Origin of the sequence: Microbispora sitophila (assembly GCF_014892245.1) — a bacterium.
GTDB lineage: Bacteria > Actinomycetota > Actinomycetes > Streptosporangiales > Streptosporangiaceae > Microbispora > Microbispora siamensis.
Genome location: NZ_JADBGC010000006.1, coordinates 285,929 through 298,551, shown reverse-complemented (window position 1 = coordinate 298,551; position 12,623 = coordinate 285,929). Strand labels below are relative to the sequence as shown.

General features: G+C 71.4%; 13 protein-coding genes. 9 read left to right on the top strand and 4 right to left on the bottom strand.

The features are described 5' to 3' along the window. Nucleotides 1-12: 12 nt before the first annotated feature. On the bottom strand, nt 13-1,425 hold the full coding sequence (locus IL992_RS13490) for an aminotransferase-like domain-containing protein (RefSeq protein ID WP_193203679.1): 1,413 nt from the start codon (nt 1,423-1,425) through the stop codon (nt 13-15). Between IL992_RS13490 and IL992_RS13485 the strand changes: the two genes are divergently transcribed. Together IL992_RS13485 and IL992_RS13480 are read left to right on the top strand one after the other, a co-directional pair. After that, nucleotides 1,424-2,377 carry a DMT family transporter gene (locus IL992_RS13485; protein ID WP_193203678.1) on the top strand — a complete coding sequence of 318 codons (954 nt, stop codon included), beginning with the start codon at nt 1,424-1,426 and terminating at the stop codon, nt 2,375-2,377. The two genes, IL992_RS13490 and IL992_RS13485, sit on opposite strands and share 2 nt — an antisense overlap. A gap of 94 nt (nt 2,378-2,471) precedes the next feature. Continuing rightward, the gene (locus IL992_RS13480) at nt 2,472-3,494 is read left to right on the top strand and encodes a hypothetical protein (protein WP_193203677.1); all 1,023 of its coding nucleotides are present in this window, start codon (nt 2,472-2,474) and stop codon (nt 3,492-3,494) included. A 155-nt stretch (nt 3,495-3,649) separates the two neighbouring features. Here IL992_RS13480 and IL992_RS13475 read toward each other — a convergent pair whose 3' ends face one another. Next, nucleotides 3,650-5,248, bottom strand: a complete 1,599-nt coding sequence (locus IL992_RS13475) for an MFS transporter (protein ID WP_193203676.1) — start codon at nt 5,246-5,248, stop codon at nt 3,650-3,652. Between the two features lie 124 nt (nt 5,249-5,372). Next, nucleotides 5,373-5,759: a hypothetical protein gene (locus IL992_RS13470; protein ID WP_226872861.1), complete on the bottom strand. Its 387-nt coding sequence runs from the start codon at nt 5,757-5,759 to the stop codon at nt 5,373-5,375. Between the two features lie 90 nt (nt 5,760-5,849). Here IL992_RS13470 and IL992_RS13465 point away from each other — a divergent pair, with 90 nt between their 5' ends. Further along, complete coding sequence (locus IL992_RS13465; protein ID WP_193203675.1) at nt 5,850-6,455, top strand: XRE family transcriptional regulator; 606 nt, start codon at nt 5,850-5,852, stop codon at nt 6,453-6,455. A gap of 133 nt (nt 6,456-6,588) precedes the next feature. Next, complete coding sequence (locus tag IL992_RS13460) at nt 6,589-7,461, top strand: class I SAM-dependent methyltransferase (protein WP_193203674.1); 873 nt, start codon at nt 6,589-6,591, stop codon at nt 7,459-7,461. Nucleotides 7,462-7,706: 245 nt separating this feature from the next. Here IL992_RS13460 and IL992_RS13455 read toward each other — a convergent pair whose 3' ends face one another. Then, a complete protein-coding gene (locus IL992_RS13455) occupies nt 7,707-8,615 on the bottom strand; it encodes a LysR family transcriptional regulator (RefSeq protein WP_193203673.1) in 909 nt (302 codons plus the stop codon). Nucleotides 8,616-8,735: 120 nt separating this feature from the next. On the opposite strand from IL992_RS13455, the gene IL992_RS13450 reads away from it, so the two are divergent. The 5 genes from IL992_RS13450 to IL992_RS48920 all read left to right on the top strand — a co-directional run bounded on the left by IL992_RS13450 (nt 8,736) and on the right by IL992_RS48920 (nt 12,620). After that, nucleotides 8,736-9,602 carry a 4-hydroxy-tetrahydrodipicolinate synthase family protein gene (locus tag IL992_RS13450; RefSeq protein WP_193203672.1) on the top strand — a complete coding sequence of 289 codons (867 nt, stop codon included), beginning with the start codon at nt 8,736-8,738 and terminating at the stop codon, nt 9,600-9,602. Nucleotides 9,603-9,647: 45 nt separating this feature from the next. Continuing rightward, entirely contained in the window at nt 9,648-10,133 is a 486-nt protein-coding gene (locus tag IL992_RS13445) for a MarR family winged helix-turn-helix transcriptional regulator (protein WP_193203671.1), read from the top strand. Between the two features lie 76 nt (nt 10,134-10,209). Further along, on the top strand, nt 10,210-11,640 hold the full coding sequence (locus tag IL992_RS13440; RefSeq protein ID WP_193203670.1) for an MFS transporter: 1,431 nt from the start codon (nt 10,210-10,212) through the stop codon (nt 11,638-11,640). A gap of 205 nt (nt 11,641-11,845) precedes the next feature. Further along, nucleotides 11,846-12,130, top strand: a complete 285-nt coding sequence (locus tag IL992_RS13435) for a hypothetical protein (RefSeq protein WP_193203669.1) — start codon at nt 11,846-11,848, stop codon at nt 12,128-12,130. Nucleotides 12,131-12,254: 124 nt separating this feature from the next. Then, entirely contained in the window at nt 12,255-12,620 is a 366-nt protein-coding gene (locus tag IL992_RS48920) for a ClpX C4-type zinc finger protein (RefSeq protein ID WP_193203668.1), read from the top strand. Nucleotides 12,621-12,623 lie beyond the last annotated feature (3 nt).

Below are 12,623 nucleotides of genomic sequence, written 5' to 3'. Positions count from 1 at the left end.
GGCAAAGGTTCACTACTGGGGCTGATGTGGCTGACGGGACAGGACCGGGGCGAGGCGGCGGATGCCCTCTTCCAGCTCGGCCAGGCCGGCCGCGGCCGTATGGGTCAGCCGCAGCCGTGGCCCCGGAGGCTCGGAGGGGTAGTAGATGCGCCCCGGGCTCACCAGCACACCCTGTGCCTGCGCCGCCTCGGCCACCTCCGCCTCGTCGGTGCCGGGCGGCAGCCGTACCCAGACGTGCAGGCCACCGGGAGGCGCCAGGTGCACCTCGGCGGCGGGCGCGTGGCGGGCGAGCCCCGCCAGCAGCGCGGCCTGCCGTACGCCGATCTCCTGGCGGACGGCGCCGAGGTGGCGTCGCCAGGCGGTGGAGCCGACGAACTCGACGGCCGTCTCCTGCAGGGGCCGGGCGACGAAGAACGACTCCACCACCTGGCAGGCCCGCAGCCGGTGCGCGGCCGGGCCCCGCGCGGTCAGCCCCGCCACCCGCAGGCTGGGCGAAGTGATCTTGCTCAGTGACAGGATGTGGACCACCGTGCCGTGAGCGTCCATGGTGACCATGGGCGGCGGGACCGGGCCTGTTGCCAGATATCGCGCGTAGTCGTCCTCGATCACGAACGCCCCCGCCGCCCGGGCCACGGCGAGCACCTGCTCCCTGCGCTCACGGGTCAGCGTCGCCCCCGTGGGATTGTGCAGCGTGGGCTGGCAGTAGAACACCCGTGCCCCCGTCATCGCGAACGCCTCCGCCAGCAGGTCGGGCCGTACGCCGCCCTGGTCGAGCGGCACCGCGCTCGCCCGCAGTCCGGCCGCCTTGGCCGCAGCGAGCGCGCCCGGGTAGGTGGGGGTCTCGACGAGGACCGGCGAGCCGGGAGCCGCCAGCGCGCGGAACGCGAGGGTGAGCGCCGACTGCCCGCCGCTCACCACGAGCACGTCGTTCTGCGTCACCGCGCCGCCGACCTCGGTGGCGAACCACCGGCGCAGCTCCGGCAGGCCGTTCAGCGGGGGCATGCTCCACGTCTCCGGCCGGCGTACGGCTCTCGCCGCCGCCGCGGCCAGCGCCTTCACGGGGCGCAAGTCGGGGTTGAGATAGCCGCCGGTGAGCGGCACGACGCCGTCGGGCGGCTGGGCCAGCAGGCTCGCCGTCGCCGAGTCGTCCACCACCCGGTCGCCCAGGGCCACGGTCTGCCACGACAGGTCGGGCGCCTCCGCGACCGGCCGCCGGGCCGGGGCCACGAACACGCCCGCGCCGGGACGGGTGACGACGCGCCCCTCCGCCGCGAGCTGCGCGATCGCCCGCGAGACCGTCACCGGGCCCACGCCGTGGCGGCGCATGATCTCCCTGCTGGGCGGCAGGCGTTCGCCCGGTCGCGACCGTTCCGTCTCCTCGCGGAGCATCGCGGCGAGACGGGCGATACTGCTATCGTCGTGCATGAAAGCTGACGATAGCGCTATCGATGTCCTTCCGATAGCGGACGCCCCCGCCGCGGATGCCCCTCGCCCCCTGGCATGGCGGGGCAGCCTCCTGGCGGGCGCGGGTGTCCTGTCGTTCTCGGGGTCGTTTCCCGCGACCGTGTTCGCGATGCGGGGGTTCGATCCGTACCTCGTCGCGATCGGGCGCGCGGCGCTCGCGGCGCTCACCGCGGTGATCTGCCTCAAGGCCGCCGGGGCGCCGCTCCTGCCGCCCCGCGCCCACCTGCGGTCGTACGCGATGATCGCGCTGGGCGTGGTCCTCGGCTTCCCGCTGTTCAGCGGCCTGGCCCTGGACGGCGGCGCGAGCACGGCCCACTCGGCCGTCGTCATCGGCCTGCTCCCGGCCGCCACGGCCGCGTTCGCCGTGCTGCGGGCGGGGGAGCGGCCGAGACCCTTGTTCTGGGCGGCCTGCGCGGCGGGCGCGCTGTCGATCACCGTGTTCACGCTGACCCGGGGGACCGGCCGCTTCGCCGGGGCGGACGTGTTGCTCGTGCTCGCCCTGCTGTCGGCCGCCGTCGGCTACACCGAGGGCGGGCGCCTGGCGAGGGAGACGCCCGGCTGGCGGGTCATCTCGTACGCCCTGGTGCTCGCGGCCCCGCTCACCGTGCCCGTGACGGCGGTGCTGGCGGTCACCACGCCCATGGAGCCTTCGGCCGAGTCGCTGGCCGGGTTCGCGTACGTCGGCCTGGTGTCGATGTTCCTCGGGTTCATCCCGTGGTACGCCGGGCTCGCGATGGGCGGGATCGCCCGTGCCGGGCAGATCCAGCTCGCGCAGCCGCTGCTCACGCTGGTGTGGGCCTGGCTGCTGCTGCGCGAGGAGATCGGCGCCGCGACGATCGTGGCGGCCCTGGCCGTGCTCGTGTGCGTGGCGGTCACACAGGCCAGCCGCCGGCGGCGCGGTGTGGGCACTTGATTGGTGTGACGGCACGGCGCAGGATGAGGCTGACGGTGTTACAAGGTGGGGTTACGCAGGCGAGCCGGTCACAAGCGCGCGGGATGGTGAGGCGATGTCGGACGTCGTGGTTCCTGAGGGTGGGTTCTGGCCGGCGCCCGAGATCCCGCAGCCCAACATCTACCCGATGGAGTGGCGGGTGGAGACCGAGAAGCTCGCGGCGATCTACGAGAAGTCCAAGCGGATGGTCTGGAACCCCGCCGACCTGCCGTGGGACCTGCTCGACCCCGGGGACTTCACCGCCGAGCAGCGGCTGGGGATCATGTACTGGTTCTCCGTGCTGGCCAACTTCGACGCCTCGGGACCTGCGGTCTTCGCCCGCGCCACCATCCAGGCGTTCGAGAAGCACGAGGAGGATCCCGTCCGCAAGTGCTTCTTCTCGATCACCCGTGACGAGATGAACCATGAGGAGTGCTGCCAGCGTACGATCGCACGGCTGTGGCCCGGCGGCCCGCTCGACTGGCAGCCCTCCAGTGACCTGGAGCGGGCGGCGCACAACAACATCGGCTGGCTCTACCACAACGGCGGGCGCTACTGGAACGGCTACAACGCGGCCGTGGGCAAGTACTCGCTCGCCGTGCTGTTCACGAGCTTCATGATGGGGGAGATGGCGGCCTCGACGCTGTTCCGGGGAATGGCCTCCGGCACCGAGCACCCGCTGTTCTCGGACATGTTCCACAAGATCGGCCGGGACGAGTCGCGCCACCTCCAGATCTGCATGACGATCCTGGAGAACGAGTGGCCCGGCCTCACCGACGACGTACGCGGCCTGATCACCCGGCAGTTGCGCGCCGGGTTCGTGTTCCTGTCCATGATCCTCTGGGAGCCCCCCGAGGGCTTCTGGGAGCTCCCGCCCTACTTCCTGCACAACCATCGCGTGCTGATGGACCACGCGCGGGAGGGCGGCCTCGGCGTGCTGTCGTACGAGGAGCAGGCCGACAACTGGCGGCTGGCGATGGCCCGCGTACGCGCGATCGTCGAGCGGTGGGGCATCGAGTTCCCCGCGATCCCCGAACTCGACATCGACGGCGTGAATGTCGACGTCATCGACCCGGAGGACATCATCCCGGTCTTCTGACTCCTGGACGGGTGGTCCGATCGGTGTTGACGGTGACCAGGAGCTCGTTCGGCATGGGCGTAATCGTTGCGCGTGCGCTGCTGAGCTGGGGCGTCAGGCATCGCGGTATCGCGATGCCTGACGCCAGACGGATGATCCGCCCAGTTGTCACGCGGTCATCGGACGGCGACGGTCTCCGTGGTCTCCGCCTCGTCCGCGATGGCGAGGTCTGAGCCCTTCGGCCCGCGAAGAGCGACGTAGACGAGCAGCACGCCCATGACGGCGACGCCTGCCCACAAGGCCTGCCGCCAGCCGTCGACGAAGGACTGCTGCGCGGTGTGCAACAGGTCCTGGGCGTGGCTGCCAGTGCTCGGGGCCACCTCGACGGCGTTGGCGATGCCTTCGCGTGCGGTGTCCGCGGCACCCTGGGGGATGCCGCCGAGCTTGTCGTCGATGGCGCTGCGGTAGCCGTTGGCCAGGAGCGCGCCGAGCATCGCGACGCCCAGGGCGGTGCCGAGCTCGCGGGTGACGTCGTTGAGGGCCGAGGCAACGCCCTGCTTGGCGCGGGGCAGGGAGCTGGTGATGGCCTCGGTGGAGGGCGTCATCGACAGGCCCATGCCGATGCCCATGGCGAGCATGCCGGCGAGGATGGACAGGTAGCCGCCGTCGACGGAGACGAACAGCGCCATCAGCGCGAGGCCGAGGGTGGACAGGGCGATGCCCACGGTAATGGTGGAGTGGGCGCCGATCTTGGCGGCCATCTTGGGGGCCAGGCCGGACGTCATCATCATCATGATGGCCATGGGCATCATCGCCACGGTGGACAGCAGGCCCGACCAGCCCAGCACGGCCTGGAAGAACGGGAAGAGCACGACGGCGATACCGGCCTGGACACCGAAGACGACGAGCAGCGTGATGGAGCCGCCGGCCAGGCCGCGCTCACGGAAGAGGCGTACGTCCAGCAGGGATGCGTCCCGGCGGTGCAGCTCCCAGGCCACGAAGGCGATGGCGGCGACGACACCGACGGCCAGGCTGACCAGGGTGACGGGGTCGGTCCAGCCGCGCTCGGGGCCTTCCTGCAGGACGAAGATGAGTCCGATCACGGCGACGGTGGAGACCAGTGCGCCGATGGTGTCGAAGGATTGGGCGGAGCGTTCGCGGGAGTTGGGCACCGACTTCAGGGTCATCGCCAGCGCGACGACGACCAGTACCACGGGCAGCACGAACAGCCACCGCCAGTTCGCGACGTCCACGAGGAGCGCGGAGAGGAACATGCCCAGGATGCCGCCGCCTCCAGCGACGCCGGTCCATACACCGATTGCCTTGCCCCGTTCGTCCTCGGGGAATGTGGAGGTGATGACGGCCAGCGTGATCGGCATGATCATCGCGGCGCTGATGCCCGCGGCCACCCGGGCGCCGATCATCACTGCGGCCGACGGGGCGAGCCCGGCGACGACGCCGGCCGCACCGAAGACGATCAGTCCGGTGATCAGCATGGGCTTGCGGCCCAATCGGTCACCGATCGCACCGAGTGGCAGCAGCAGAGCGGCCAGGGCAAGGGTGTAACTATTGATGATCCACAGGACGGTGGTCTGCGAGGCGCCCCACTCGACGGCCATGTGGGTCTGGGCGACGCTGAGGCCGGACACCGACGCGATGACGGCCATCAGCGCGATCGACACGGTGATCAGGATCGCGCGCAGCTGACGCGCGTCCGGCGTACCCTCGCCGCTCACCGGCGCGGCCGCCGCCTGGGGAGGCTGGTTGCCACTCATGATTTCCTCTCTTAAAAAGGGCATGCAGAATCAGCGCCGGGACAGGACCGGTCGCCGAAGAAGGGCAGAACAGGGGCTCGTCGCGCGGACCGCCGGCTGCGGCCCGCACGGATCAGGCCGGGGGTCAGGCAGGGGTGTTCGCGGCCTTGGCGGCGGCGAGGGCCGCGTCGGTGTCGGCGGTGGCCGGCAGAGCGTCGATGTGGGATCCGGCCAGGGCGCCGGCCGCGGCAGACGCATCGACCCGCGCGGTCGGATCGGTGGCGTTGCCCGCCACCCACACGCCGGGGACGTCGGTGGTGCCTGCCATGGCGGAGGCGAAGCGGCGGCCCATGTTGTCGGGCAGGTCCTCCATCGTCAGCTTCAGCCCGTCCAGGCCCTCGGTGCGGGCCTGCAACCGCGTGGCCACCGCGATCACGCGCCGGGCGACGAAGGTGCCGTCCACCAGGCGCAGACCGCCCACGGTCTCGGCGGGCAGGGTGTCGCTCTCGTAGCGGGAAGTCTGCCCAGACATGTCGCGCCCTTTCGTCGTACCTGGCCCCGTGCTGGGCCATCTGTATTCGACGTTAAGCCCGCATTGCGGTCGGGGCATACCATGTTGCCTATGACGCAAGAAGATGGGGCGCTGGACAGCCTCGTACGCAAACGGATCCGCGCACTGCGCGTCGCACAGGGCTGGTCCCTGGAAGAACTGGCCACCCGCGCCAACCTCAGCCAGTCCTCGCTGAGCCGGATCGAGAACGGACAACGCCGCCTCGCCCTGGACCAGCTCGTCACCCTCGCCCGCGCCCTGGACACCACCCTCGACCAGCTCGTGGAGAACGCCGCCGACGACGTCGTCATCAGCCCGATGATCGACGGCACCCACGGCCTGATGCGCTGGCCCATAAAGGGCGACCCCGGCGTGAGCGTCATGCGTCAGCGCATGACCGAACCTCCGCCCGGCAATCCCGCCCGCATGCGCGCCCACCCCGGCCGCGAATGGCTCGTCGTGCTCTCCGGCACCGCGATCCTCATGCTCGGCCACCGCCGGTTCCGCATCGAGACCAACCAAGCCGCCGAGTTCCCCACCATGATGCCGCACGCGATCGGAGCCGAGGGCGGCCCGTGCGAGATCATGGGCATCTTCGACCGCGACGCCCGCCGCGGCCACCGACGCGACGCAGGCGAGACCGGCGAGTGCGACGGCGCGCAGGGCCCCTGCGAGTAACACCCTCGCCAGTACGGAGTTCCGCCGCCACATCGAGGGGTGGTCTTGCGCGGCGGGCAGCACATCAAGCCATCTGTTTGCGTATCTCGCAAGGGGCGGTGCGGCAGGCGCATGGGGTACTTACGGTGATGTCATGACCCCAGTGCACGAGCACACCCCGCACCACGGCGGCTCGCACGGCCGCCACCAGGAGCACGACGACAGCGGCCAGGCGGAGATCCTCGACCTGGACGCCGAGGTCCTCGCCGAGCACATCGCATCCATCACCGCCTGGCTGCCGCTGAAGGTCGAGCCGCGCCAGATCGTGGACCTGGGCTGCGGCACCGGCGCGGGCACCTTCGCGCTCCTCGAACGCTTCCCCGAGGTGCACGTCACCGCGGTCGACGCCTCCGTCGGCCACCTGCGGCTCCTGCGTGAGAAGGCATGCGCCCGCGGCGTCTCGGACCGGGTGCGCACCGTGCAGGCCGACCTCGACACCAGCCACTGGCCCGACCTCGGCGCACCGGACCTGGTGTGGGCCTCCGCGTCGATGCACCACATGGCCCACCCCGACCGCGCACTGCGTAGCGTCTACGAACTTCTCGCGCCGGGCGGGTTGTTCGCCGTCGTCGAGCTGGACGGCATCCCCCGCTTCCTGCCCGCCGACGCCCCTGAAGGCCGACCGGGACTCGAGGAGCGCGCCCACAGAGCGACCGACAGCTTCCACGCTGAACACGTCCCGCACCGCGGCGCCGACTGGGGGCCGATGCTGGCCGCCGCCGGATTCACCGTCGAGGACGAGCGCACCATCACCGTCGACATCGAGGGCAGTCGCAGCGAGGCCATCGGCCGCTACGCCCGCCGCAGCCTGCAACGCCTCCGCGGCGCCGCCGCACCCGCACTCAGCCCTGAGGACCTCGCCGCCCTCGACGAACTCCTGGACGTCGACAGCCCGCACAGCATCCTGCGCCGCGACGACCTCGCCGTACGCACCGAGCGCACCGTCTGGGCCGCCCGCCGCACCTGACCCCCGGGCTGCGCGGTTGCCTGCGGGCAGCAGCCGCGCCCAACTACTGGCCTCACGCGCAACCCCTTGCCGCGCGCCGCCGTGCGCGCCGTTGGGCTGAGCAACTGTGGCCCGCGCATCCCTGGTCGTGACCATCCACGGCACCGAATAATCCTCGCCGTGCTGGAGGAGTCGCCCGGGCAGCGCCTGGTGATCTTCACCGCCGAGACCTACGGGAACACGACCCCGCAGATCGCCTTTCGGAACTACTCGTCCTGGCGGACGGCGGAACGCAGGGCCGCGATCAGGGCGACGACGGCGGGGTGACCGCCGGCGCCCCGGCGGAAGGCGACGCGGGTGCGGCGGCGCATGGACAGAGCGGTCAGCGTGACGCCTCCGGGCGGGTCGGCGGCTCCCAGTTCCGGCACGAGCGCCACGCCCTGCCCGACGCCGACCATCGCGAGGACCGTGGCGAAGTCGTCGATGTGGTGACGTACGCGGGGGGAGAAACCGGCCGCCTGGCAGGCGCGCACCGTCATGGCGTGGCAGAGCGTGCCGGGAGTGGAGGCGATCCACGGCGCGTCGCGGCAGGCGAGGAGCGTGGCCGCGTCACCCTCTCCGCTGACGGGGCGGACGGTGGCGAGGTACATGGGTTCGTCGAGGAGGGGGACGGCGTCCAGGGCGAGGTCGGGCTCGGCCGGGACGAAGTCGTACTCGTGCACCAGGGCCACGTCGAGCTCACCGGCGCGCAGGCGCGGCGCGACCTCGGCCGGGTCGACCTCGTCCACCATCGGATCCAGCCCCGGGTGGCTGCGGGCGAGCGCCGCCAGGGCCGAGGGGAGGATGGCGCGGGTCGCCGTGGGGAAGGCGCCGATCCGCACGGTCCCGGCCAGGTTGGTTCCGGACATGTCGGTCCTGGCCGCGGCGAGTTCCGCCGCCGCCTGCTCCAGCCGTTCGAGCACGGCCTCCGCGTGCCGCACGAGCGCCGCCCCGGCGGGGGTGAGCACGACCCGGCGTCCGGTGCGCTCGAGCAGGGCGACCCCCGCTTCGCGTTCCAGCGCGGCGAGCTGCTGGGAGACGGCCGAGGGGGTGAACGTCAGCGCCTCGGCCACCGCCGCGATCGTGCCCCGGTAGGCGAGCTCACGAAGCAGGCGGAGCCTGCGGACATCAAGCATGTGCGGACATCTCGGATCGGCGCAGGCGGAGTCTGCGGACATCGAGCATCAGTTCAGCTTAACGGTTTCAACAGAAAGGCGAACTGGACCTACAGGGTTGGTCGCCGGAAGGATCGCGGTATGACTCTTTCCGGCATCCATGTCCCGCTGATCACCCCGTTCGCCCAGGACGGCGAGATCGCGTTCGACGCGCTCGAAGACCTGGCTCGCAGCGTGCTCGACGACGGCGCGTCCGGGCTCGTCGCGCTCGGCACCACCGCGGAGGTCGCCACGCTGGCCGAGGAGGAACGGCGCGCGGTGATCGAGATCTGCGGCCGGGTCTGCCGTGAACGGGGCGCCACGCTCACCGTCGGCGCGGGGTCGGCCGACACGCGGAGCACGGCCGAGGCGCTGCGCGCCCTCAAGGGGGAGGCCGACGCGGCGCTGGTGACGGTTCCCGCGTTCGTCCGCCCGTCCGAGGCCGGCGTGCTCGCCCACTTCACCGCGCTGGCGGAGCAGACCCCGGTGCCGCTGGTCGTCTACCACATCCCCTACCGGACCGGGCAGTCGGTGGGCGCGGCCACGCTGCGCCGGCTGGGCGAGCTGCCCATGGTGGCCGGGGTCAAGCACGCGGTCGGCGGCGTCGACCTCGACACGGTCGCCCTGCTCGCCGACCCGCCGGAGGATTTCGCGGTGCTCGCCGGGGACGACCCGTTCCTGTCCGCGCTGCTCGCCCTGGGCGCCTCCGGTGGCATCCTCGCCTCCGCCCACCTGCGCACCGGCGAATTCGCCGAGCTCTTCCATGCCTGGCGGGGCGGAGACGTCGAGCACGCCCGTGCCCTCGGTCACCGGCTGTCGCTCATGTCGGCGGCCATGTTCGCCGAGCCCAACCCGACCGTCCTGAAGGGTGTCCTGCACGCGCGGGGCCGCATTCCCACCGCCGCCGTACGGCTCCCGCTCGTCCCGGCGAGCCAGGCGTCGATCGAGGCCGCCCTGCGGACACTGTGACCTTTGGAGATAATCCGCAAGTGGACGAATTGGTAGCCTGGGCGTATGACCGCCATGGCACCCTCGCGTAACGAGCCTGACCTGTCCTTCCTGCTCGACCACACCAGCCACGTGCTGCGAACGCAGATGGCGGCGGCCCTCGCCGAGATCGGCCTGACGGCGCGCATGCACTGCGTGCTCGTCCACGCCCTGCAGGAGGAGCGTACGCAGATCCAGCTCGCCGAGCTGGGCGACATGGACAAGACCACGATGGTGGTCACCCTCGACGCCCTGGAGAAGGCCGGCCTCGCCGAACGCCGGCCGTCCAGCACCGACCGGCGCGCCCGGATCGTCGCGGTCACGGAGAAGGGCGCGGAGGTCGCGAAGCGGAGCCAGGAGATCGTCGACGGGGTCCATCGGGCCGCCATCGGATCGCTGCCGGAGGAGGAGGCGGAGGTGCTCGTACGGGCACTGAACCGGCTGGTCACCGGGCATCTGGCCACTCAGGTGGAGGCGCCGCAGCCGGTTCGGCGAGCACGCCACCGCGGATAATGGGTCCGTAAGGGATCGTCTACAACAAAACTATCTGCTACGGTTTTTCCTGTTCCTCATGAACAGGAGGCGACCCATGTCGCGCATACCCCGATCCCGTTGGCTCGTGCTGGGCGTGCTGTCCGCCACGATGCTGATGACGGTGCTCGACGGCAGCATCGTGACCGTGGCCATGCCCGCCATCCAGCGGGATCTCGGCTTCGCGCCCGCGGAGCTGAGCTGGACCGTGAACGCCTACCTCATCGCGTACGGCGGCCTGCTCCTGCTGGCCGGCCGGCTGGGCGACCTGATCGGCCGCCGGGCCATGTTCCTGGCGGGCAACGCCGTCTTCGCCGCCGCCTCCGTGCTGGCCGGAGCCGCCACCGGGCCGGGGATGCTGATCGGTGCTCGGTTCCTCCAGGGCGTCGGCAGCGCCATGGCCTCGGCGGTCGTGCTCGGCATCCTGGTGACGACCTTCACGGACGCGGGGGAGCGGGCGAAGGCGATCGGCGTCTTCAGCTTCACCGGCGCTGCGGGGGCGTCGCTGGGCCAGGTGCTCGGCGGGGTCCTCACCGACACGCTGGGCTGGAACTACATCTTCTTCATCAACGTGCCGATCGGCGTGGTCACGATCGCGCTGGCGATCCGGGCACTGCCCGCCGATCGGGGGCTCGGCCTCTCGGCGGGCGCGGACGCCTTGGGCGCCCTGCTGGTCACGGCCGGTCTCATGCTGGGCATCTACGCGGTGGTCCAGATCGAGCGCTACGGCCTGCGCTCCCTGTGGTTCGGCGCGGTGTCGCTCGTGCTGCTGGGTGCGTTCCTCGTCCGCCAGGCGACCGCCCGCACCCCGCTCATGCCGCTGCGGATCCTCCGTTCGCGCGCCGTCGCCGGGGCCAACCTGGTGCAGGTCCTGACCCTGGGCGCGATGTTCGCCTTCCAGGTCATGGTGGCGCTGTTCATGCAGCAGGTGCTCCGGTATGGCGCGCTCGACACCGGCCTGGCCATGCTTCCCGCGGCGCTGGCCATCGCGGGGGTGTCGCTGTTCGTGTCGCCGCGGCTGAGCACCCGCTTCGGCGCGCGTGCCGTGCTGCTGGGCGGCCTGGCGCTCCTGATCGGCGCGATGGCCTGGCTCACCCGCGTCCCCGTCGACGCCCGCTACGTGACCGACCTGCTCCCCGTGATGGTGCTCGTCATGGGCGGCGGCCTGGTGCTCCCGGCGCTGACCACGCTCGGCATGTCCGACGCCCGCTCCGACGACGCGGGCCTCGTATCGGGGTTCTTCAACACGACCCAGCAGGTCGGGATGGCCGCCGGCGTAGCGCTGCTGTCCACGCTCGCCGCCTCCCGTACGGAGGGGCTGCTGGCCGGGGGCGCGAGTGAGGCGGTCGCGCTGACCGGCGGCTACCGGCTGGCCTTCACGGTCTCCCTGGTCCTGCTGGTCAGCGCCCTCGTGGCCGCGTACGTCGTCCTGCGCCGGCCTCGGACGGGTGTGGAGCAGGCGGCGGCGCTCCAGCCCGAGCGGGTCTGAGGGGCGCCGCGACCCAGCGTCCTGTGACTCCAACGGAACGGCCCCCGGCTGTCACCGGCCGAGGGCCGTGCGGCGTCCTCTCCCGTGCGACCAGTGTTCACGGAGGCAGTGATGCGCGTCCCCTCGCAGGCCACGCGCGCACCTTCGGTGCGGGTGACGACCCGCGCCCGCCTCCCGCACGGTCTCGCCCGGCCGGTGAGTGACGGTGACCGCGCCCCCGCGCGACCGGCTTCCGTACGGCGACGCGTTCGTCGCCGGTCTGTCCCCCGACTACGGAGCCACAGTGGATTCCCAGACCGTTCTCGTCCTCGCCGGAGCCTTCTTCGGCATCTGGCTCGTCTCCGACTACGTACGCAACTACCTGTCCAAATGCCCCAAGTGCAAGGGGAGCGGCACGCTCAAGGCCACCTGGTGGTCCGGGCGATACCGGCCCTGCCCGCGCTGCGGACGCAAGGGAGAGGTCCCGCACGCCTTCGGCCCCAAGAGCTGAGCCAGGGCGCGAGGGCGCGGGAAACGACACTTTCCTGATGATCTATTGTCAGGCTGATCCTGACGGGCCTAGTCTTGAGTCGAGCGTCAGGAACAGCCTGACAGAACATCCCCTTGGAGGCGACATGCCGGCTCCTTCTCTGGCGGAACAGGACATCCGCTGCTCGTTCTGCTCGAAGTCCAAGACCGAGGTGACCAAGGTGATCGCCGGCCCCGGCGTCTACATCTGCAACCAGTGTGTCGGGCTCTGCGCCGAGATCCTGGCGGCGGAGTCCGTCGGGACTCCGGAGATCTCCTACACCGAGAGCATGACCGTCGAGCAGATCCTGGAGCTCCTTCCGCGCGTCGCCGAGGTGGGCGCGCAGGTCGAGGACAGCCTGCGGGTCTGGGTGCAGCGGGCGCGCGACCGGGGCGCCACCTGGGCCAGGATCGGCGCCGCGCTCGGCATGACCCGCCAGTCCGCCTGGGAGAGGTTCTCCGGCGAGGAGTGAGCT